Origin of the sequence: Lujinxingia sediminis (genome assembly GCF_004005565.1) — a bacterium.
Taxonomy (GTDB): Bacteria; Myxococcota_A; Bradymonadia; order Bradymonadales; family Bradymonadaceae; genus Lujinxingia; species Lujinxingia sediminis.
The window spans coordinates 138870-161641 of record NZ_SADD01000001.1; the positions used below are offsets into that span (position 1 = coordinate 138870).

14 protein-coding genes are annotated in these 22772 nt (G+C 65.3%); 5 read left to right on the top strand and 9 right to left on the bottom strand.

Annotated elements, in window-relative coordinates:
• Positions 1–28: 28 nt before the first annotated feature.
• Positions 29–943, bottom strand: a complete 915-nt coding sequence (locus tag EA187_RS00565) for a bile acid:sodium symporter family protein (protein WP_115603436.1) — start codon at positions 941–943, stop codon at positions 29–31.
• Positions 944–1043: 100 nt separating this feature from the next.
• On the opposite strand from EA187_RS00565, the gene EA187_RS00570 reads away from it, so the two are divergent.
• Positions 1044–2462, top strand: a complete 1419-nt coding sequence (locus EA187_RS00570; protein WP_206524143.1) for a flavin-containing monooxygenase — start codon at positions 1044–1046, stop codon at positions 2460–2462.
• 13 nt (positions 2463–2475) lie between these two features.
• Here EA187_RS00570 and EA187_RS00575 read toward each other — a convergent pair whose 3' ends face one another.
• The 4 genes from EA187_RS00575 to EA187_RS00590 form a co-directional block, all read right to left on the bottom strand.
• Entirely contained in the window at positions 2476–3084 is a 609-nt protein-coding gene (locus EA187_RS00575; RefSeq protein ID WP_115603435.1) for a TetR/AcrR family transcriptional regulator, read from the bottom strand.
• A 37-nt stretch (positions 3085–3121) separates the two neighbouring features.
• Positions 3122–3706 carry a YceI family protein gene (locus tag EA187_RS00580; RefSeq protein WP_127778820.1) on the bottom strand — a complete coding sequence of 195 codons (585 nt, stop codon included), beginning with the start codon at positions 3704–3706 and terminating at the stop codon, positions 3122–3124.
• A gap of 174 nt (positions 3707–3880) precedes the next feature.
• Positions 3881–5728 carry an acetate/propionate family kinase gene (locus EA187_RS00585; RefSeq protein WP_127778821.1) on the bottom strand — a complete coding sequence of 616 codons (1848 nt, stop codon included), beginning with the start codon at positions 5726–5728 and terminating at the stop codon, positions 3881–3883.
• 676 nt (positions 5729–6404) lie between these two features.
• Positions 6405–7412 carry a hypothetical protein gene (locus EA187_RS00590; RefSeq protein WP_127778822.1) on the bottom strand — a complete coding sequence of 336 codons (1008 nt, stop codon included), beginning with the start codon at positions 7410–7412 and terminating at the stop codon, positions 6405–6407.
• A gap of 273 nt (positions 7413–7685) precedes the next feature.
• Between EA187_RS00590 and EA187_RS20890 the strand changes: the two genes are divergently transcribed.
• The 4 genes from EA187_RS20890 (at position 7686) to EA187_RS00610 (ending at position 14439) form a co-directional block, all read left to right on the top strand.
• Positions 7686–10949, top strand: coding sequence for a CehA/McbA family metallohydrolase (locus EA187_RS20890; RefSeq protein ID WP_127778823.1), 3264 nt, complete (start codon positions 7686–7688; stop codon positions 10947–10949).
• A 152-nt stretch (positions 10950–11101) separates the two neighbouring features.
• Positions 11102–11704 carry a LemA family protein gene (locus EA187_RS00600; RefSeq protein WP_115603430.1) on the top strand — a complete coding sequence of 201 codons (603 nt, stop codon included), beginning with the start codon at positions 11102–11104 and terminating at the stop codon, positions 11702–11704.
• A 66-nt stretch (positions 11705–11770) separates the two neighbouring features.
• Positions 11771–13903 (top strand): M48 family metallopeptidase, encoded by a 2133-nt coding sequence (locus EA187_RS00605; protein ID WP_127778824.1) that lies wholly within the window; start codon positions 11771–11773, stop codon positions 13901–13903.
• A gap of 95 nt (positions 13904–13998) precedes the next feature.
• Positions 13999–14439: a ferritin-like domain-containing protein gene (locus EA187_RS00610; protein WP_115603428.1), complete on the top strand. Its 441-nt coding sequence runs from the start codon at positions 13999–14001 to the stop codon at positions 14437–14439.
• Positions 14440–14564: 125 nt separating this feature from the next.
• On the opposite strand, the gene EA187_RS20225 is transcribed toward EA187_RS00610, so the two are convergent.
• The 4 genes from EA187_RS20225 to plbH form a co-directional block, all read right to left on the bottom strand.
• Entirely contained in the window at positions 14565–16613 is a 2049-nt protein-coding gene (locus EA187_RS20225; protein WP_164855864.1) for a hypothetical protein, read from the bottom strand.
• Between the two features lie 105 nt (positions 16614–16718).
• A complete protein-coding gene (gene mrtP, locus EA187_RS00625; RefSeq protein WP_127778827.1) occupies positions 16719–17804 on the bottom strand; it encodes a myxosortase MrtP in 1086 nt (361 codons plus the stop codon).
• Entirely contained in the window at positions 17797–19065 is a 1269-nt protein-coding gene (gene plbQ, locus EA187_RS00630) for a PLuB system PQQ-binding repeat protein (RefSeq protein WP_127778828.1), read from the bottom strand. Before plbQ ends, mrtP begins: the two co-directional genes overlap by 8 nt.
• Entirely contained in the window at positions 19062–22736 is a 3675-nt protein-coding gene (plbH, locus tag EA187_RS00635; RefSeq protein WP_164855865.1) for a PLuB system helicase-like protein, read from the bottom strand. Before plbH ends, plbQ begins: the two co-directional genes overlap by 4 nt.
• Between the last annotated feature and the right edge of the window lie 36 nt (positions 22737–22772).

Consider the following 22772-nt stretch of genomic DNA (forward strand, 5'->3'; position numbering starts at 1 on the left):
GAGCGGTGTGAAGACAGGGGGAGGAGGTTCAGAGGGCGGTCCGGGGGCCTGGCGAGCGCGACCAGAGAGTGGCCATGAAGAGGCCAGCGACAACATGCCAGATTCCCCACCATCCGGCGATGACGGCCATGCCGCCCAGGCCGTTGAAGAAGCTGAAGATGAGGACGAGTCCCAGGCCGGAGTTCTGGATGGCGACTTCAATGGCCAGCGCGCGGGTGTCTTCCAGGGGGAGACCGGCGGCGCGGCCGGCGGCGTAGCCCACGACCCACGCGGTGGCGTTATGGAGGGCGACGGGAATGAAGATGATGCCGATGACAGCGAGAAAGGCACTCATGTTGGAGCGAAAGGCCACGATGATGAGCAGGACGAAGAGGAGGATCGAGAGGATTTTAAAGGGGCGTTCGGCCTTGCTGGCGAGCGAGGGAGCGTAGTGGCGCAGGAGCATACCCGAGGCCAGGGGGATTCCGAGGAGCATCAGAACATTGAGGAGCATGTCGAGGGGGTGAAGGCTGAACTCGGTGAGGATCGCGCGGGTGTCGGCGGATCGGGAGCCCCAGAAGGCGACGTTGAGCGGGGTGAAGATCATCGCGGCGGTGGTCGACAGGGCTGTCACTGAGATGGAGAGGGCGGTGTTGGCCCGGGAGAGATGGGCGATGAAGTTGGAGATGTTTCCGCCGGGGCAAGACGCCACGAGGATCATGCCCATGGAGATGGAGGGGGGAAGCTCAAGGAGGCGAGTGAGGCCCCAGGTCGCCGCAGGCAAGAGACCGAATTGGGCGAGTATGCCGACGAGGGGGGCGCGGGGATGTTTGACGACGTAGCGGAAGTCGTTGATGCGCAGGGAGAGCGCGATACCGAACATGATCAGCCCCAGGATGGCGTTGAGGGCCATCAGGCTGGAGGGCTCGAAATTGAGCTCGATTGCGTCGATGCTCTCGCGCATGTCAGGTTGCCTCTGCGGAGGATGAGGGACTTGACGTATCTGACCGTTCGGTTAGTGTTTTATCCAAATGAAACGAACGTCGTCAACGCGAGGGAGGATCATGAGTGAGCCAAGCACGAAGGTCGAACGCATCGTGGAAGCGAGCGCGATTGAGGAGAGGGCGATCGTCGCCGGATTGCCTCACGGGGTCAAGGGTGAGGTTGTGGACCGAAGCGATCGAGTATGCGTGATCGGCGCGGGGCCGGCGGGACTGGCGACGGGGCGTGCGCTGGCGCGAAACGGGGTGCTCTACGATCAGTTTGAGCGCGCCGACGATGTGGGTGGGGTGTGGGATATCGACTCGGAGTTCAGTACGATGTACGAGTCGGCGCACTTGATTTCATCGAAGAAGTCGACGCAGTTCGATGACTTTCCGCTGGGGGAGGAGGTGGCGGATTACCCGTGTCATCGCACGGTTCTGACGTATTTTCGGGATTTCGCGCGGGAGTTCGGGCTCTATGAGCGGATTCGCTTCGGTGCGAGTGTTGAGGAGGTGGCGCGCGAGGGGGAGGGCTGGCGTGTGACGTTGGATACGGGGGAGGCGTTTTTGTACGACGCGGTGTGCATCGCCAACGGGCATCTCAACGATCCGAACTGGCCGCAGTTTGAGGGGGAGTTTGAGGGGGAGATCTTTCACTCCTGCGACTATCGCAGCGCGGAGGTGTTCAAGGGGAAGCGGGTGTTGATTGTGGGGGCGGGCAACAGCGGGTGTGATATCGCGATCGACGCGGTGCACCAGGCGGTGTCGGTGGATCTATCGATGCGGCGGGGCTATCACATCGTGCCGAAGTATATTCTGGGGGTGCCAGCGGCGGATTTCGGCTCGGGCAGCGGTAAGCTGAAGATGCCGATGTGGTTGAAGCAGCGGGTGGACACGTTGTTGTTGCGTCGGATCGCGCCGGATCCGCGCAAGTACGGGATCCCGGAGCCGGACCATAAGTTGTATGAGAGCCACCCCATTGTGAACTCCCAGCTGCTTTATCATCTGGGGCATGGGGACGTGAATGTGCGCAGCAACGTCGCTCGTTTTGAGGGGAAGACGGTGCACTTTGTGGACGGGAGTCAGGGGGAGTACGACGTGGTGGTGATGGCCACTGGCTACACGCTGACGTTTCCCTTTCTGGATCGGAAGTATTTGCCCTGGCGCGGGGGGAAAGCGCCGCAGCTCTATCTGAACATCTTCCACCCGGAGGAGGATGATATCTTTGTGATGGGGTTGATTGAGAGCGACGGTGGGGGTTGGCAGATCCGCGACTGGCAGGCGGAGGCGGTGGCGCGTTTTCTGGTGGCGCGGCGAGAGGCTCCGAGGCGCGCGGAGGCGTTTCGGCAGCTTAAGAAGGGGCCGGCTCCGGATACCAGCGGCGGGGTGGATTTTTCGAAGTTCGAGCGGATGGCCTACTACGTGCGCAATGCGGTGTACCGGGAGCGGATCCAGGAGTTGATCGGGTGGTTTGAGGCGCCTCTGGGGCGGAGGCGCTGAGGGCCGGGGGGGCTCAGAGGTGGGCTCGGGACTCGACGGCATCGAGAAGGACGTCGACGAGCCAGTGGAGGTGAGCGCGGCGCTCGGCGAGGTGGCGCTCGGCCAGGGGCTCGTTCTGCCACATATTGGCGAGCACGGGGGCATAGGTGAAGTGGTGGAGGACGGAGCCGGCGACGGTTTCAAAGAGGTTTCGCACCGAGATCGGGCCTTCGTCGGGGGCAATCTCTCCGAAGGTTTCGTTGGCCCAGGCGATCATGGGGTCGAGGCCGCGCTGGACGGTGGGGATGTGTTCGCTGTGTTCGGTGGCGGCGACGTGCTGGACGAGTTTGGGCCAGGCGCGGTGCTCGACGATGAAGTCGACGTAGGCTTCGATCATGTTGTGGACGCGGTCGCGCAGGGAGCCGGTGGAGGTCCAGGCCTCGCGCAGGGCTTCGGTGTGGCTCTCGAAGTAGTGGAGGAGGACGGTCTCGAAGAGCTCATCTTTGCTGTTGAAGTGGTAGAAGATCAGCGCTTTGTTGACCTCGGCACGTTCGGCGATGTCACGCACACTGATGCGGTCGAAGCCGTGGGTGCCGAAGAGCTCTTCGGCGGCTTTGAGGATTCTATCGCGTCCTTCAGACATAAAGGCTCCACCGTGAGGATGGCGAGGTGTGGGAGTGTCAGCGGGAGGGGTTGAGTTCGGCGTCGAGTTCAACGACGAAGGTCAGCTCCGGGCGGTTTTGCAGGGCACCCAGGGGAGCTCGGTAGGGTGTGAGGCCGAGGTCGGTGTGGGAGAGCTGGATCTGGCCGCGGGCACGGATGTGGTGCGGATCCACGTGAAGGTCCAGGGGGAGCTCAAAGTCGCAGCGGGTGTTGCGAACGGTGAGGCTGGCCTGCATGCGGGTGTCGGTGCCGGTTTTGATGCCGTGGCAGGCAAAGCGAAGCTCGGGGTGGCGTGTGGCGTCGAGCTGGTTCTTTGCAAGCATGTTGTCGGCGGTGGCGTTGCGATCTTTGAGCGCGATGGTTCCGGGGAGGCCGACGCGGGGGCGGTCGAGGTCGGCGTCGACGATGAGGTCTCGGGCCGGAAAGGAGAGCTCAAAGCTGAGGGCGTCTACCTGTTCGGTGTCGAGCTCGATGCGACCCTGGGAGGGGATGGCGCGCACGACATGATCGTGGCCCATGCGCGAGAGCATGCGGCTGGTGTCGTTTCGGACGATGACAGCGGCGAAGAAGTTCGCCGGGGAGAGTTCGATGAAGCCAATCATGGGGCGCTCTCGCGGACGGTCGTCATAGGACCGCTCCGTGGTACATCAACCTGGAGCGGGGGGTAAAGGCGTATTGTGGGGGCGTACTCAGGAGTGGGTCGCTCCCCGGCGCAGCGCGCGTGCGCGGCACCGGGGAGCGCCCGACCACGGTGAAGGAGTCCGGGGAGGTGGGGGCTATTCTGCGGCCGGATCGACGGCATCGTAGCGGGTGTTGCGGCGGCGCAGCTGAGCGCGACCTTCGGTGGAGATGAGGGTGCCTGTGGCACCGCGGCCAAGGTTTGCGGCGTTGCCCTCATCGGTGTCGATGTGCATCTCCAGACGGTATTTTTCGGAGACGCGGACGAGGACATCGCCGAAGGTGAGGTCGCGGTCGCCCCCGGCGACGGCGACTTCGACGACGTCGCGGTCCTGGACACCGAAGTGTGCGGCGTCATCGGGCGTCATGTGGATGTGGCGCCAGGCGCAGATGACGCCCTGGTCGAGTTTGACCTGTCCGGCGGGGCCGACGAGCAGGATGCCCGGGCTGTTGGCGACGTCGCCGGAGGCGCGCACCGGGGCGTCGATGCCCAGGGCGAACTCGTCGGTGCGTGAGATCTCGAGCTGGTTGAGTGAGCGGGTGGGGCCGAGGATACGGACGGCGGGAAACTCGTTTTTGGGTCCGACGACGCGCACGGTCTCTTCGGCGGCAAACTGGCCGGGTTGGGAGAGGTCGTTTCGGGGCGTGAGCTCGTACCCGGGGCCGAAGAGGGATTCAACCGCCTCGCGGGTAAGGTGGACATGGCGTGCGGAGACGGCGACAGGGATGGGGCGTTGGTCGAGGGTGAGTTCGTCGGATTTGAGGATGAGTTTGGAGACGGCCTCGGCGATGGCGCGGCTCTCGTCGGTGCGGGCGACGAGGAGGCGAGTGCGAGCGTGGGGAGTGGAGAAGCTCTGAACGGGTTGTTCGCTGGCGAGTTGGAGCTCGCGGTTGCGGTCTTCATCAAGGCGCGCACCGAGGAAGTCGAGGCGCTGGGCGATGCGATGTCGCATCAGCGCGCTGTTTTCGCCGATGCCCCCGGCAAACACGATAGCGTCGACGCCGCCCATGATGGCGGCGTAGGCGCCGATGTATTTGCGCACGCGGTGGGCGAAGACCTGGATGGCGAGTCGGCAGTGGTCGTCGCCGTCGGCGGCGCGGGCCTCAATGTCGCGAAGGTCATTGCCGACGCCGGAGAGGCCGGCCAGGCCGCTTTTGCGGTTGAGGAGTTCGTCGAGTTGTTCGACCGTGTAGCCGTGTTCCCGCATCAGGTGGATGAGCAGACCGGGATCGATGTCACCGGTGCGGGTGCCCATGACGAGGCCTTCCAGGGGAGTGAGACCCATGGAGGTTTCGATGGAGCGGCCGAACTCGACGGCGCAGAGGCTGGCACCGTTGCCGAGGTGGCAGGTGATCAGGCGCAGGTCGCGCACGTCGGCGTCGAGGAACTCGGCGGCGCGCTGAGCGACGTAGGCGTGGCTGATGCCATGGAAGCCAAAGCGGCGCAGGCCGGGGTCGTTGGCCATCGCGTAGGGCAGCGCGTAGGTGCGGGCGCGTCGAGGGAGGGTAGCGTGGAAGGCGGTGTCAAAGACGGCGACGTGGTCGACGTCGGGGAGGAGTTTGCGGGCGGCGCGGATGCCGGCCAGGTTTGCGGGGTTGTGCAGGGGGGCGAGGCTTGCGAGTTCGTCGATGGCGTCTTCGACCTCGGTGGTGATGCGGACCGGGTGGGTGAAGCGCGCGCCGCCGTGGACGACCCGGTGTCCGACGCCGGCGATGGCGCCCGGGTTATCGAGGCGCTGGAGGAGGAGGGCGATGGTTTTTGTCAGGGCTTGCTCGTGGTCGACCGGACCGAGGTCGGTGGTGACATCTTCGCCATCAAAGCGCAGCGTGGCGTTGGGTTGGCCGATGCGTTCGATGTCCATGCGGGCGACAAAGGCACCGGTGGCGTGTTCGCGAACGTCGGCCTTGATCGACGAGCTGCCGCAGTTGATGACGAGGATCTTCATCGGTGTCTCCTGAGGAGGGGGGAATTAGGCCGGATAGCGCGCGATGGGTGCGAGAGCCGGACATGCTAAGCGTTGACTGCGGGCACCATTTCATAGCGCGGCGAGGGTGTGCAACCCGGGTGGCGACGCGATGGGGAGAGGAGCGGGGTGTGGAGGGGGAGAGTCGCGCTGCAAAGCACGTCGGTGAGGTTGCGCAGCGGGTGAAGAGCTCCAGAGACCCGGACGGTGAGGTTGCGGAGAGCTTGAGGCACCGCGCAACCGTGGGGAGTGAGGTTGTGGTGAGGTTGAGGCGCAGCGCAACCGTGATCGATGAGGTTGTGGCGAGGTTGAGGCGCAGCGCAAACGTAAGCGACGACGTTGTGGAGAGGGTGAACGCCTCGAAAACCTCGGTCGACGAGAGATTCGGGGTCACCTGACCCCACGAAAACCTCGGTCGACGAGAGATTCGGGGTCACTTAACCCCACGAAAGTCTCGGTCGGTGAGAGATTCGGGGTCACTTGACCTCACGAAAACCTCGGTCGACGAGAGATTCGGGGTCACTTGACCTCACGAAAGTCTCGGTGACCGAGGTTTTCGAGGGGTGATTCATCCTAAAAGGGTACGTCTGTAGCGTTTTCGAGACGCGTATCATCTCGCAAGAGTGGCCGGGTGGTGTTTTTGAGGGGGGGAATGTTCTCAGCGGGGCAGTGTCGTGAGTAAGATCGAGCGTGTGGCGGCGGCCAGCGTCTGGAGGGAGCGGGTACGGAGGCTGGGGGAAGGGGGAGCGGGTGTGGCGCGCGTGAGGGCGGAGAACCAGCGCTCAGGGTGAGCGTCGTTGAGGATGCCTTCGAGGCAGAAGATGGCGACATCGTGGACGCCGGCGTGCAGGGTGGCGCCGAGGTCCAGCGCGAGCTCGGTGGGGGAGCTATAGGCGGGCTCATCGCCCAGCACACCGGTACCGGTGAGGCCGATGGAGGCATGGGCGCGTGGGCCGAAGTGGGTGTGCAGATGACGTAGCAGGCGCCAGTGGATGTAGCGGGCGTCGGCCGGGGAGAGGAGGCCGCGGGAGTAGCCCGAGAGCATGGAGCCGTAGGTCATGATGCCGGCCAGCTGCCAGTCGATATGCATCCAGGGGGTGCGGGCGATGCGTTGCCAGAGGTTGTGGCCGTCGCGAAGATCATGGGCGGCGGTGGGCAGCGTGATGCCCAGGGTGGGGATGGTGAGGCGATGAAGATCGGCGATGAGTTCGTCGAGAAGGGTGCGGGCGGTGGGGAGGTCCACGGTCGGACGCAGGTGAGGTGCGTGTCGCGGGGGAGGCGCCGGGACGAAGGGGCGGAGCACGCGTTCGTGGAGGCGTTTGAGGGCGTCGAGTGGGGGCTCAAGGTCGATGGCGGCCAACGCCGGGACGGCCTCTCTGGCGAGCAGCTCCTGGATGAGGTTGCGGATATAGGGGGCGAAGAGGGGGAGGGTGGTTGTGTTGGGCCAGTAGCCCTGCTCCGGGCTGAGCAGGGGCCAGATGCCGGGCTGGAGGTCGAGCGCGCGGGCGCGGCGTATGTACGTGGCCGCCAGGTGGAGGTCGGCATCGGGGCGAAGCGCGGCGATGGGGTGGATGCGGTATCTGGCAAGCAGGCGAAGCAGCGGTGGGCTTGCGAGTTCGGAGAGGGGAAGGTGTTCGGACCAGATGCGCAGGGTGGGGGAGGGCATAAGGGGGATGTGGGGTGTGGGTGAAGGGAGGGGGGCGGTGTGTCGTGCGTGGACTCGGCAGGGAGGTCCGAGATGCGTTACACTACGGTGACAAAGGCGGTGTTCGGTTCCGGCCATGTGCGAGCAGGGCGCGCGCGTGTCGGTGGCGAGAAGGCTTATGACGAGGCGATGGCGATCACGCTCCGGTGTAGGGCGGAGATGATAGGCGGTGTGGAGACCAGGTCCATAGCTCTGGCGAAGATGCGATGGGCTGGCGAGCGAAAAGGTAGAGTGATGACTATGTGGCGGGCGTTCGGATTAAGGTTCGGGTTGGTGTCGGTGATGGTGATGGGAGCGCTGGCGGTGGGATGCAGCGATCCGGAGGTGGTGGACGGGGAGGGTGAGCCAGACGCGGAGGTGGGTGAGCCTGATGGGGGAGACGTGGGCGGGGAAGGCGATGTGGATGCCGGCGAGGAGGAGCTGGAGCGGGCGGAGATCGACGTGGAGGCGGTGCTGGAGGCCCCGGGAGAGGGCTTTGTGCGTGCGGTGCAGGTGCAGAGCGCTGAGGAGGGCATCGTCGGGGAGGTGGCGCAGGGGGTGGCGGGGGACTGGGTGCTGGAGAACGACTTCGGGCGCTATCAGATCGGTTTCGGGGAGCGTGTGGTCGGGCCGTGTTCGTGGGATGGGAACCCGATCGCGGTGAGTAGGGCGGACGAGGGGGCGGAGAGCGTGCTCGGGGAGATCTGCTTTTTGCTCAACATCGGGCAGACCTTCCGGCCGGAGGTGGTGGAGGTGTTGGAGGATGGGTCCGAGGGGCGCGCGGTGGTGGCGGTGACGGGGAGGCCTGTGCCCCTGGATTTTTTGAACGTGAGCTCGATGGTCGATGATTTTGCTCCGGGGCTTCTCGACGCGCTGGATTTTGATCCGGTTCGGGAGCTGCCTCTGACGGTGACGGTGTATTACGCGTTAACGCCTCAGAGTCGGTCGTTGCGGGTGATCACGGCGATGCGCAACGACGGGGGGGCGGCCGAATATGTGGTGGCGGCACATCTGGTGTTGTCGGGGTCGACGGGAAGTTATTTCAACCCGTTTGGGGGGCCGAAGGGGTGGGGCTATCGCATGCTGGGCAGTGATAATTTGAACGCGGATCCGGTGAGTTATCTCGGGTATTTCAATCGCCGGGGGGGATATGCAGTGGTTCCCGATGCCTGGGAGTACCTGGAGCGAGACGGGATGCCGGTGGGCGCGGGGATGCTGGCGGTGAGCGGGGCGGCGGGGCTTATACACGGCGCGACGGATTTGTTGCAGACGCTGACGGCCCCGCGTTCGCGCTGGCCGCAGACCCGGGGGTATCAGGCGATTGAGCCGGGTGCGGTGAGTTTTGTTGGCTACAGGCTCTATCCGGGAGCGGGGGCGGTGAGTTCGGTGACCGATGCAATTTACGAAGATATGGCGTTGGGAGCCTCGGAGGTGAGCGGGCGCGTGGTGGACGCGCAGGGAGAGGGCGTGTCAGGCGTGAAGGTGAGCGCGTTGCGCGATGGCGATCGCGCGTTTGTGGCCGGGTGGACCGACGCGCAGGGGGGCTTTGCTTTTGATCTTCTGGAGGGGAGCTGGGAGCTGCGCTTTCGCGACGATGGTGTGCTCACGCGCGTCTCGGATGTGGAGGTCGGCGGTGAGGATGTGGCGCTGGGTGAGGTGGCGTTAAGCGAGCCCGGGGTGATGGCCATTCAGGTGAGGGACGCAGCAGGGGAGCCGGTTCCGGCGCGTGTGGTCATTGCCTGTGTGAACGACTGTGGTGATCGGCGCGAGGATAGTCGGGAGCGCGACGCGGGCCTTGCGCCGCCCTACGGGTGGTTGCGCATCGAGGAGTTGGGGGTGGGCGGGCAGGCGACGCTGAAGATGGCACCGGGGGAGTACCGGGTCAGCGTAAATCGGGGGATGACCTGGTCGGTGTGGCCCTCGGATGCGACGTTGACCGGCGGGGAGCCGGTGAGTGTGGTCGCCGGTGAGGAGGTTGTGGTGGAGGCGGAGATCGCCGAGGTCATCGATACGAGCGGTGCGCTCAGCGCGGACTTTCACATTCACGCGATGTACTCGCCGGACTCCAACGTCTCGGAGGAGCAGCGGGTGCTGGACTTTATGGCCGGCGGGCTCGATGTGATGGTGAGCAGCGACCATGACGCGATCAGCGATTTCGGGGCGGCGATTGTGAGGCTGGGGGCGCAGGCGCAGATTGCGAGTGTGGTGGGAAGCGAGATCACGACGTCGAACCTGGGGCATATCAATGCGTTTCCGTTGCAGCGGGACGCTCAGGCGCGTCGTGGTGGGCCGCTGGACTGGAGCAATGACGGTGGTCTGCATCTGACGCTGCAGGAGGTCGTGGATCGGACGCGGGAGCACCCCGGGGAGCAGGTCATTCAACTCAACCACCCGAAGAAGCCGATGGGCGCGATCGGGTTGTTGGAGGCGGATGTGATAACGGGGCAAAGTTTCGCAGATCCGGCGGCGCGGCGGATGACGGACGCGTTTGTGGATGAGGTCAGCGGCGATACGGGGCTGTGGACCGATGATTTTGACGCGATCGAGGTGCTCAACGGGTTTAGCGAAGGTGACTTCTGGAGCTCGATGCGCTGGTGGCTTGCGATGGTGGGACGCGGGTTTTCACCGACGGCGACAGCGGTCAGTGATACGCACGGGGTGTACGGGAGTCTGGCCGCGAGTCCGCGCAGCTTTGTGATGGTGGATCAGGGGCGAGATAGCGCGCAGACGATGTCGATCGAGCATCTGGTGGAGCGGATCAAGGAGGGGGCGTTGGTGGGGACGACCGGTCCCTTTATGCAGGTGGAGGCGGTCAACGGGGCCCAGGAGAGTGCCGGGCCGGGCGATGTGCTGGATGCGGCTTCCGGGACGGTGACGCTGCGTGTGACGTTGCAGCTGACCGACTGGGTGGATGTGGACCGGCTCGACCTCTATATGAACGTGCCGGCAGAGGGGCTGGTGGGGGCGCCGGGAGAGGCGGTGGAGGAGGCGTTGGCACCAACCCGACAGGTAGATGTGGTGTGGGATGAGGCTTCGCACCGGGAGTTGGTGGCGCAGGGAGCCCGGGCGCATTATCGCTGGCGGCAGGAGGTGGAGGTGGAACTGGAGGTCGAGCGCGATAGCTACGTGGTGGTGATCGCGCGCGGTGCGAATGGGCGAACGATGGTGCCGGTGCTGGCCAGTTCGGTGAAGCCGATGGCATTCTCGAACCCGGTGTTCCTGGATGCCGACGGGGGTGGGTATGATAATCCGCCGCTGGCGTCGTATCGTCAGGAGCTTCTGGAGGCGCGCGCCAGCGGGGAGGCGGTAGGGCAGCGGCGCGGAGCGCTGGTGGCGCCTGTGATTCGGCCTGGCGAGGAGGTTCGCGCGGAGCATTTTACAGGGCTGATCAATGCCTTGAGTTGTGGTCACGGCGGCGAGGAGGCGACGCATGTGCACGGTCATCACCACGATCATGGGCATGAGCATGAAGGCGGTCATCATCATCACCACGGGGGGAAGGCCGGGCATGTGCATTGAGAGGATGGGCGGGGGGATTCGTTGACATGGGAAGGGGCCCGGCGCTAGGTTCGGGCGCACGTTTGTTAGAAAAGCGGTGAAAAGGTGGGTTCATCTGCGGTGCGGATGTGCCCTGGTCATAAACGCGTGCGGAAGGCGCGACGGAGGTTCGGATGGGAGCAGTGTTGGTCGTGTTGGGCGTGATGTTTCTCGGGGTGGTGGTCCTCGTGGTGTTCGGGGTGGGGATTTACAACAAGCTGGTGACGCTGCGGAATCGTTTTCGCAATGCGTTCTCGCAGATCGATGTGCAGCTGAAGCGACGCTACGATCTGATTCCTAATCTTGTGGAGACGGCGAAGTCCTTTATGGCGCATGAGCGCGAGACGCTTGAGGCGGTGATTCAGGCGCGGAATGCGGCGCAGTCGGCCAACCAGCGCGCCGCCCAGAACCCGGGGGATGCCCAGGCGATTCAGGGGCTGATGGGGGCGGAGGCGGCCTTGACCGGCTCGCTGGGTAAACTCTTTGCGCTTTCGGAGGCGTATCCGGAGCTTAAGAGCGACAAGACGATGAGCGGGTTGATGGAGGAGTTGACCTCGACGGAGAACCGTATCGCGTTTGCGCGTCAGGCGTTTAACGACGCGGTGACGACGTACAACACGGCGCGGGAGAGTTTTCCGGCGGTGCTCTTTGCGCCGACGCTGGGCTTTCAGCCGGCGATGCTCTTTGAGATTCAGAACCCGACGGAGCGTGAGGCCGTGCGTGTGAGCTTCGGCTAAGCGAGGTGGGGGAGGGGGGATAGTGATGTGCTGATCAGGCGACAAACGACGTGATGCGAGTGGTCAATGATGGACTTCTTTGAGCAGCAGGATTCGGCCAGGCGCAACACGACGTATTTGATCGTGCTCTTTGCGATGGCCGTCGTCGCGTTGACCACGGTGATGTATTTGCCGGTCTATCTTGTTGACTATCACATCACGGGGGGACGCTTTGAGACCGAGATGGTGATGGTCGACGGGCGCTACCTTGCCCTTGAGGTGCTGGACTATTTTCAGTGGCGGCTGGTGGGGTTTTCGTTTCTGGTGACGGCGTTGGTGGTGGGGCTGGGGAGCTACTATAAGATCTCGCAGCTTGGGGAGGGGGGGAGCAGCGTGGCGCTGGAGTTGGGCGGGGTGGAGGTGGATGCACGCAGTGAGGATCCGCTGCGTCGCAGGCTCTACAATGTGGTGGAGGAGATGTCGCTGGCCTCGGGGGTGGCGGTTCCGCTGGTGTATGTGCTTCCCGATGAGGTGGGGATCAACGCGTTTGCAGCGGGCTATACGATCAATGATGCGGCAGTGGCGGTGACCCAGGGAGCGCTGGAGGCTCTGACGCGCGATGAGCTGCAGGCGGTGATTGCGCATGAATTTTCGCACATCCTCAACGGGGATATGCGGCTGAACATCCGACTTATCGGAGTGGTGCACGGGATCTTGCTAATCTCGATGGCGGGTCGGGGAATGCTGGAGATGATCTGGCGAGGGGGAAGTCGGCGGGGTGGCAAGGGTGGGGGAGGAGCGATTGTTTTTATCGGGGGTGTGGGCCTTTTGCTGGCGGTGGGGGGCTGGCTGGGGGTGATGTTCGGGCGCATGATCAAGAGTGCGGTGTCACGCCAGCGGGAGTATCTGGCCGATGCGGCGGCGGTGCAGTTTACGCGCAATCCGGCGGGGCTTGCCGGGGCGTTGAAGAAGATTGCAGCGCACCAGGCGGGCTCAGGGCTCTTCTCTCCGCACGCCGAAGAGGTCAGTCATATGTGTTTCGGGCGGGTGAGCAGCCGCTTTACGATGACGATGACCGGGTGGTTTGAGTCACACCCGCCCCTGGAAGAGCGGATTCGGCGGTGGGACCCGGGCTATCACCCCTCGCAGCTTGACGCGATTCGGTCGCAGCTGGAGCGAGGCCAGGCCCGGGCGGGCCTGGCGATGGCCAGTGCCTCGGCCACGGGGGCTACGGTGGGGGCGGAGGTGGGCGGAGCGATGATGATGGCGGCAGCAAGGCCCGGAGAGCCTGCTTTGAGGTCGGGAGTCGGGCCGGGGGCGCAGTCGCATGGTTCGAGCGGAGGAAATGATTGGAGCGGGCAGTCTCGGGAGCTGAGTTATGCGGTGGGCGCCGAGGAGATCGTCGCTATGATCGGAAACCCGAGCCCGGAGCGGCTGGTGTACTGCTCGTCGCTTCTGGGGGAGTTGCCGCGTCCGATCATGGAGGCGCGCAGCGATGTGATGGGAGCGACGGCGCTGGTATTCGCGTTGTTGATGGACGAGCGCGAAGAGGGGCGTCGCCCTCAGATCGAGCTCCTTCACGCGGAGACCTCACCGGCGATCCTTCGGAAGGTGCGCAGGCTCTGGGAGCATGTTTCGGCGTTGGATGCGGAGTTTCGGTTGCCGCTGGTGGACCTGCTCTTTCCAACCTTGAGGCGGATGACACCGGAGCAGTACCTGAGCTTTCGGGAGCTGGTTGGCGGGCTGATCTATGCGGATGAGCATGTGACCCTGTTTGAGTTTGTGGTGCAGAAGGTGTTGATGCATCGCCTGGAGGTGGCGCTGGGGAATCCGGGGCGCCGAACCACACAGTTTGTGGCGATGCGGGCGATGTTGCCGGAGCTTCAGGTGTTGTTGAGCGCGTTGGCGATCATGGGACATGATCACATGAGTGAGGCACGGGGGGCGTTTGATGCGGGACGCTCAGCGTTACCGCCAGCGTTTGCAGGAGAGCTTGTGTTTCAGGAGGGGGCGGTGAATCTTCAGCAGGTCGGTGCGGTGCTTGATCGTTTTTCGCAGGCTTCGTTGCAGATCAAGCGGCACGTGATCAACGCTGCGGCGTTTTGCGTGTTGGGCGATGGGCGGGTGAGGTTGGAGGAGGTGGAGATGTTGCGGGCGGTGTGTGATGTGCTCGATTTGCCTCTGCCGCCCCTGGTGCCCCAGGCCACGCGTCGTGTGTGAGGCGCGCCGGTGGCTGGCCAGTTGCTTTGCGTTCATCGTTGCTTAGGTTCGCGCTCGTTCGACTGATTCGTACACACACGCACGAAGGAGTTGCTATGAGCGAAACCGTCGATAAGGCGACCCTGTTGGAAGGGCTCAACGAAGACCTGGCCCACGAGTACCAGGCCATCATCATGTACAACACGTATGCGGCGGCGGTGAGCGGCATTCACCGAAAGGAGCTTCAGGGCTTCTTCCAGGAGGAAGTTGCCGATGAGTTGGAACACGCCAAGTTCCTCGCCGATAAGATCACCGCACTGGGCGGTACGCCGGTGACCCGGCCCGCTGAGGTGACCTATACAACCGACCCGCGGGAGATGCTGGAAAACGTCGTCGAGGCCGAGAGCGAGACGGTCACGCGCTACGTCAAGCGCATGAAGCAGGCCGAGGCCTACGGGGATTACGGTCTGGCGTCGATGTTGGATACGATGGTCGCCGATGAGACACGCCACAAAGAAGAGAGCGAGAAGATCCTTCGCGGACAGTGGGGCTCATGAGCCCGCTGTGAGAAGGGGGCGGCCGAGGCCCCTGAGAGCATAAAAAAGCGCCGCCGGCACATCGTGCCGGCGGCGCTTTTTTATGCCGCTTGAAGGGGAGGCTGGCGAGAGACGACGGGTCTGAATCAGGCGCTTGCATCGGACTGAGTGCGGTGTTCGATCAGGGTGGTATGGATGGCGTCGAACTCCGCCGGGGGAAGCTGCCAGGCATCTTCCGGGCAGTCGATGCGGGGAACGCGGGAGGCGCGCCAGACTTCCGGTTCCGGGTCGAAGGTCATCAGATGGACGGGGGCGTGGTAGGGCGGGTCGATGGTGAGAACCCAGCCCAGAGTGAGGTCTTCAGGGGACTCCCAGCGGTTGAGCTCGACACGGCGAAGCTCGGCGATAGGCCAGGAGGTGCGGTCGAGGATCAGGCGCGCGTTCGTCGCGCGAAGATCGGCTTCCTCTTCAACTTCGCCGCGGGCGATGATTCGGAAGCGAGCGCCGTGCCACATGGGTCGCCATGCGCGAACCAGGGGGAGAATCCCCAACAGACCCAGGGCGGCGAAGGCGGCAGGTTGGGCCCAGGGGTGAACCCGAAGGGGGTTCTGTGTGATGTCGAAGAGGGAGAGGATGCAAAGGATGGCCAGCCCTCCGATGAAGACGCCGGGAGGCCCCAGAGTGGCGGCGATTTCTCCGCCTGTGAGGATTTGCCAGCCTTCGCGGATGCGGTAGCAGCGCACGCGAACCCGATCTTCGGGGGGCCGACTGGGGGCGGCGGAGTCATCGAAGATCGAGGGGGCATCCTCGTCGGGTTCGTTGGCTTCTGGAGCTTCTGGTGAGAGCGTCGCGTCGTCGAGTGGCGAGCGGGATCCGTGCTCGTCATCGGGAGCATCCTCCGCAGCGTGGTACTCGCCGATTGTGGCCAACGCGTCGTCGGTGGACACCGTCGAGGCGGGGGCGGTCTCCGGGGCGTCCAGGGATTCGGGAGCTTCCGGCGGGACCTCATCGACGGCGGTCGGTGTGGTGTGGTCGACGGGCTTTGCTTCGCTGTCCCGAGTGAGCAGTTGGGTGACGACCTCGTCGGTCATCGGGGCGGTGGGGCCGGGGAGGTCGATCTCGTTCTCGTTCTCGTGCTCGTACTCGATCTCGATCTCGTTCTCGTTCTCGTTCTCGTTCTCGTTCTCGTTCTCGTTCTCGTTCTCGTGCTCGTACTCGATCTCGTGCTCGTGCTCGTGCTCGTACTCGTGCTCGTTCTCGTTCTCGTACTCGTGCTCGTACTCGTTCTCGTTCTCGTACTCGTTCTCGGCCTCGTTCTCGTACTCGTTCTCGGCCTCGTTCTCGTACTCGTACTCGTACTCGTTCTCGGCCTCGTGGTGGAACGCGTTCTCGAGCGCGTTTTGAGGCTCGGGGCGGGGGGGGCGGGCGTCTTCCCTGGCGGAGGGAGAGGAGGCGGTGTCGAGGAGGCCTCCACCGAGGAGGCCAGCACCGATGAGGCCTTCGCGGGCGCGGGCGCAGAGATCGTCGAGCTCGGTGAGACCTTCGAGGGTGGTATCGATGCCTTCGCGGTGCAGGATGAGAAGATCGTCCCAGACGCCTTGAAGTTCATTGACGCGTCGGCGTTGATCTTCCCAGAGTTCGGCGATCTCGGCCTGGGCGGCGCGTCCGCGGTCGAGGTCGCCTTCGGAGATCATGGATTCGAGGGCCTCGACGTCGGCCTCGCGACGACTCTCCAGATCGAAGACGATCGCTTCGAGGAGGCGCTCCAGGGCCTGCGGGCCGTCGTCGGCCAGGGCGCGCGCAGCCTGGCGAGCATCGTCGAGGAGGGCGTTGAGACGCGCGAGGTTCTCGGCGAGCTGCTCGGGGTCGTGGCTGGCGAGGTCGGAGTCCTGGTCTAAGAACCAGGTGTGAATGAAGTTCTCGATCTCGGCAGCGGTCACCGCGGTGGTGCGGGGGCCGATCAGAGTACCGGCGAGCGCTTCAGGGCTTTTGAGCTTAAAGGGGGCGCGGAGCTCGGCGACGGGTAATGCGAGCCACAGGGGGATATGCCGGCAGGTTCGGGAGAGGCGTCCCTCGAAGTCTTCGAGGGCGTCGGCCAGCTCGGCGCGGAGATCGTCGAGGTCGTCGTCGAGGCCCATGCGTGTGCGTCGCAGGATATCGAGGCGTCGGTGAGCGTCGTCGGTCAGTAGGGCCATGCCAGCGCGGGGAGAAAGAAGGTTGAAGGTGGGGCCGCCGTCGCGGTTGGCGGGAGTGTGCCACCAAGGTCAAAGCGCGCGCAAGGTGGCCTGCGCGCCGGGGTGTCAGAAGTAGTGGATGGAGACGATGAGGACCATCATGTTGGCGCAGGCGTGGAAGATGGTGGGAGCGATGATGGAGTCGGATCGCTCGCGCATCCAGCCGAAGATCAATGAGGGGAAGAAGACCGCAGCGCGGGAGGCGATGATGGCACCGCCCACCGGGACGAGGAGGTGACCCAGGGCGAAGAGGGCGCTGGTGAGCCAGTTGGCAAGCGAGAGGCCTGCGAATCGCCGGGGCTGGCCGTGAGCATCGCACAGGATCTGGCTGAGGCGGGTCTGCAGGTAGCCGCGGTAGAAGATCTCTTCGGGGAGAGCGACGAGAAGCAGGTGGGTCAGCGCCCAGAGCACAAGCCAGCCGAAGCCGCGCTTAAGGGGCAGGGGCTGGCCGGGGGCGACGCTCTCGGTGGCGGAGGTTATGGGGGCGTTGTCGAGGGAGAGTTCGATCGAGGAAAGGGTTTGCGGATGGGCGTGTGGGTCGAGGGGGGGCAGGGTGAAGCGGGTCAGCGGGGCGGTGGGGGTGAGCTCCCAGACGAGGCGCTCATCGTCGGTGGGCCGGGCCAGACCGGAACCGAGGGGCTGCCAGTGGATGGGCCGATCGGCGCGGGCGATCAGGGTGGGGGGCGGCGTGTCGTCGGTAAAGTCGGCGATTTCCAGGTGGAGGGCGCGGCGGTTCACCCAGACGCGGGCGCCGTCCTTCTGAAGTTCGGGGGGACGGCGCTCAAGCGAGGGAGACCACTGGCGCAGGTTGTGGATCGAGGGATGGAAGTCGCGCTCCAATGCCTGCCGCTCCCAGACGTGGTTGCCCAGGGCGAAGAGGGGAAAGACGAGGGCGCTGACGCCCAGACCAAAGAGAATCTGACGCGGGGGGATGCGATCGAGATCGATGCCGAAGTCGGCCGGCGATGCGCCGATGCGACGGATCGCAAGGTGGGCCAAACCAAAAAAGACGAGGCCGACGATGGCCACGAGGTTCTGCGAGAGCAGGGGCAGAAGGGGGCTTAAAAGACTCAGCGCGATGATCGTCAGAAGTGCCAGGCCAAAGACGCCCAGGGGCTCGCGCCAGTGAGGTGTTGAGGCAGGCTCAGTCATCGGAGTTAGCCCGTGGGGCGGGTGCCTTCAGCGTTATTTCGCGCAGGGCGCGCACGCTTCGGGTGAAGATGCGCGGGCCGTCGGTGCCTACCGCCAGCGCGCCGCGGGGAGCGAGTGCCGCCCGGGTGGCCAGACCTGTACGTGGGTCGAGGCTGGTGAGGAGGGGCGGGGCATCGCTGCGGCGCACCAGGACCAGCAGGGCGTCGTCGGTGGTGGCCAGAGAGGGGTTGTCGACGCCGACGGTCATTGTGATTCTTTGCGTCCCGTCGGTGGTGCTGAGGGCATGGAGGGTGTCGCCGATCTTGAAGACGAGAAGTTCGAGAGAGGGGAAGCTCTGGCCGGAGTTGGGTTGTGGTTTGTCGGGGAGCGTGAGCTGCCAGTCGATCTCCAGGGTCTCCAGGTTCCAGGCGCTCAGCACCGGGTCGCCGTCGGCCGGGACAAAGAAGACGTGGGTGGGGCTGGAGGCGTAGAAGGCGGTGCGACCGCCGCGGGCGCCAAAGGCGCGGTGGCGCATCTCCACGCCGGTGAAGGGATAGCGGAGGGTCAGGCCGTTGATGTCAGCACCCACAAGAGCCGGGCCCACTCCCACCAGGTCGATGCCCGACCAGAAGTTCATCGTGCCCTCGAAGATGATGTCGCCGGAGTCCTGGTGCGCGCAGAGGGCCTGGGTGCCGCCCTGCCAGCGGGTGCCGGCGCAGACAAACTTCTGATCGACGTGGGTCAGAAAGGAGCCGCGGAAGTTGGCCGTGAAGTTATCGCCCTGATGCTGGCGGTCGATGCGCTGCTGCCAGAGGAGTTCGCCCGTGTCGTTGTAGGCGACCAGGCGAAGATCGGTGGCGCGGGAGTCCGTGGGGCGCGGGAGGCTGTAGGCGACCAGTCGCATGGGGGGAGCGCTTAAGGTGAGAGCGGCCTCCGGCTCGCACCCGAAGAGGGTGGCGTCGGCCTCATCGTGGTCGAGGGGCCAGGCGCGGGGGCTGCCCTCAGGCTCAAAGAGCTCGTGGCAGCGGGGATAGAGGGTGGGCTGGCCAACCTCGGTGGGATGCATGGGGAGGGCATCGGGATTGCGGAGGTCGACGGGCTCCGGGGGGGCCCAGGTGGCCTGCGGGATCTCGGAGACGGCGACGTCGTCGCTCGGGGCCGATGCGCCCTGCGGGTCAGCCGGCGCATCGCAGGCCACAAACGCCAGTGCGGCGCTCAGGCTCATGGCGAGTGCGTAGATGTGAGGCGCGCGCGGGAGACGAGGGGATGGGTGGAGGCTCATGGACAGGTCCAGGTGTGCCAGGTGGTGTGGGGGTGCTCAAGCCAGGGGCGAAAGAGAGGATCCTGGAGGAGGCAGCCGGAGTGTCCGACGATGATCAGCTTACGGCGGGCGCGGGTCAACGTGACGTTGAGGCGACGCGGGTCGCTCAGGAAGTCGCCAGGCCGCTCGCTCTTGACGAGGCTGGCGATGATGACGTCGCGCTCGCTGCCCTGGAAGCGTTCGACAGTGTCGATGTCGATGGAGGTCCCTTCGGGCAGGGTGAGCTCGTCTGCGACGAGCGTGCGCAGCAGGTGGACCTGGGCACGGAAGGGGGAGATGACGCCGACCGAGAGGGAGGGAGCGCGGTCGATGAGTACGCTGAGAAGTTCAACCACAGCGCGGGCCTCTTTGAGGTTGGTGCGGGCGTCTTCGGTGCCGCGTACGTCCAGAAAGGCCACCGGCTCATCGCTTGCCAGGGCGGGGTGGAGGAGGTCGACCCGGGGCAGGTGTCGGTCTTCGACGTGGGGGGCGGCCTGGAGTTTATTGTCGTAGAAGGTCTCGGCCGGGAAGCTCATGATGGGGCGGTTCATGCGGTACTGCACCTGGAGCATGTGTACCGGGAGGCCGACGGAGGCCAGGCGTTCAAAGAGGCTGCGGTCGAGGCCGGCCAGGCCGGCCTGCTGCAGGTCGTCGTTGAGCTTAAATGGGCTATGGTCGGCTGTGATGAAGGCCGAGAGGGCACGTTCGCTGGAGACGATCGGGGGGAGCTGGGCGTGGTCGCCCACGAGCACGAAGCGGTGTGCCAGTGAGATCGGGCCCAGTGCCAGCGGTTCGGTGAGCTGGCTGGCTTCGTCGACGATGGCGACATCGAAGGCGTAGCGGTCGCGCTGGCGCTCAAAGAAGGCGATCAGCGGGGATCGCAGTGCGCTGTGGGTGGTGGTCGCGATGATGGTGGCGCGGCCCACAGCTTCGCCCAGGCGGTTGAGGCTTGTGTGGGCGTGGGCCAGATCGTCGGCGAAGTAATGGTCGGGGTTGAGGCCACGTTCCTGAAGCGCGCGGGCGACCCGGGGGCTTTTGGCGGCGGAGCCGATGCGCAAAAAATGGGGGTGATGTCCGCGCTGGTCGCCGGCCTCCAGCAGCTTGATAAGCATCGTGTCGACGGCGGTGTGGGTGAGCGCGGCGAGGAGGACGCGCTGGTCGCGGTCGGCGGCTTCGAGGGTGAGATGGGCGATGACGGTGGTTTTTCCGGTGCCGGGAGGGCCCTGGATGAGCGCGCCGGTGGGGGCACAGAGGGCGTGTTCGATGGCGTTGCGCTGAGGAGCGTTGAGGGCGTCGAAGGTGGCCGGGTGGAGGTTGGGCGTAGCGCCCTGGCCACGCATGGCGTTTTGAGCGGCGGGCGTGGTGGGGCGGACCAGGACCTCGAGAAGATCGCGTCGTTGCTCGCGAAGCACGCGGTAGAGAGCCTGATGGGCGCTGCGGTAGCCCAGGCGTGCGGGGGGCAGATCGGCGATGTATCCCGGGCCGCTGAGGGCCTCAGGGAAGTGGGCGGCGCGCAGGCGAAGTTCCAGGCTGTCGTCGTCCACCGAGACGCAGCGGCCGCGCAGGATATGGGAGGCGTCGACATCACCGCGGTGGATGAGCAGGGCGTCGCCCGGGGAGAAGATCTGCAGGTTGTTGCCGCGCAGGCGAGCGCGGTCGGGGTGGCCTTCGACCGGCTCCAGGTGAAGATCAGCCGAGGCCAGACCGGCCTCCACGCGCTCGGAGAGGCGCTGGGGCTCGAAGATGGCGCCCAGGGCTGCGTGATCACTCCAGCGCTCCATCGCGACCAGGCGGCTCATGTGGGCGTGGTAGGCGCGGGCCTGGCGCACGAGTTCCGGATCGGTGGAGGGCCAGGCAAACACGCCGTAGTCGGGCTGGGGGGCCAGGCCGAGAAGTTCGGACTGAGCTTTACAGCGGTCGCGACGAAAGCGGCAGGTGCCCTGGCGGCACAGCGCAGGCTCCTCCATGTAGTAAGGCGCGCGGTAGGCGAAGGCCGGGTCGACCTGCGCGCGGTAATGGGCCACGAGATCGTTTCGGGCGTGGAGGATGCGACGTTCGCGATCGATATCGTTAAGGGGGGCCTGGCGCATGGTGCCGTCGCGCGAGTAGAGGAGGTGGCCGGTCATCGGGAGGCTCTCGGCCCTGGCGAGCTCCTCCCAGAGAAGGGCGTAGCTGCGAACCTGGCCGATGTGATCGTCCCAGGGTTTGCCGCTTTTAAGCTCGATGATCTGCACACCTTCGTCGGGGTTTTCGACGACGAGGTCAATGCGACCTTCCAGGCCGTAGCGCGAGGAGAAACGGGTGGCCTCAACGTGGCGACCGCTCCAGCCGACGCGGGCGGCACCGGGGCCCGACGCGCTGTGGGTTCGCGGGGCGGTGAGCCGGCGCATATGATCAAAATGGGTGCGGGCCTGAACTTCGAGGGAGGCCAGGGTGGCGTCGTCAACGCCGGCGGCCAGAAGGTCGAGGCGAAGGTCGGGGAGGCGGCTCTCCAGAGAGGCTTCGAAGCTCAGAGGTTCAGGGGCGGTGAGATCTTCGAGCATGCCGTGAATGAGGTTTCCGAAGGCCAGGTGGTGGGTCAGATCGCCGGGGTCGCGGGCGTCGACGAGGACGCGCTGGGGGCAGCCCTGGGCTTTGAGCACGTCGCTCACCGAGACGGGCCAGGAGGGCTCGACGATGGGCAGCGTGTTGGCACCGGCGGTCAGGAAGGTTCGCCCTCGGGAGTCGTGCAATGGCGAGGCGTCGATGAGGTTGAGGCGCGCGCCCTCCCAGAGGTTTCGGGCGCTGTTATAAACCTCACTGTGATGGCGAGCGTAAAAGAAGACGCCAACCGAGCCCTCCTCGCCGTGGTCCAGGGTAAAGCGCAGGCCGGGCCCCTGGCGGGGATGCTCAAAGTGGTCGAGGTCGCGCACCACACCGCCGAGGATCGTGACCGGGGTATCGTCGGAGTCGCCTGCGTCAGGCAGCGCATCAAAGCCCTCGGAGGTCCGAAAGCGAAGCCCGGCCAGGAACTCATCGATGGTCTGGGGACGGCGCGCCGGGTCGGGGCTGATGGCGCGCTCCAGGGTGCCGATGGCAAAGGAGGGGATCGTCTCGAAGTTGGGGCGTGCGGCCGTCGCCTCCCGGGGGGGAAGCGTCAGAAAGAGCAGCACGCGCGCCAGGCCCTCGATGTCGGTGAGTGGCGAGGGGGAGGCGACATTTCGGGGAAGCGCAGCCCATTCGCCCAGGCCGACCGCGGAGAGCCGACCCGTGGTCGGCTCATAGAAGACGCGCTCGGGGCCGAGCGCGCCGTGCACCACGCTGCGGCGGTGGGCCGACTTCAGCGCAAGCGCAAGAGGTGTGATGGCGTCGACCGCGGCCGAGAAGGTCAGGCGCTCCAGAGCCGCGTTGGCCAGGAGCTCGCCGCCGGGATAGGGAGCGCAGAGGTAGAGGGCGTTATCATGCAGCCACCAGCGCTGCGGGGCGTTGAGGCCGGGGTGATGGGCGGTGGCAGCGTGGCGTAACGCCACGGAGACTCTCAGAAGCCCGCCTGAAGCCTCGTGCCGCCAGACCACGTACTCCCCCTCCTCGTCGCGGTCCATGAGCCAGACGGGGCTATCGCGTAGCTCCCAGCGGGGTGGTTGGTCGAGGAGGGAGGTGGGGAACTGGTGCATCTGCGGGGTCGCTTGCGTCGGGGGCCAGAAGTGCGG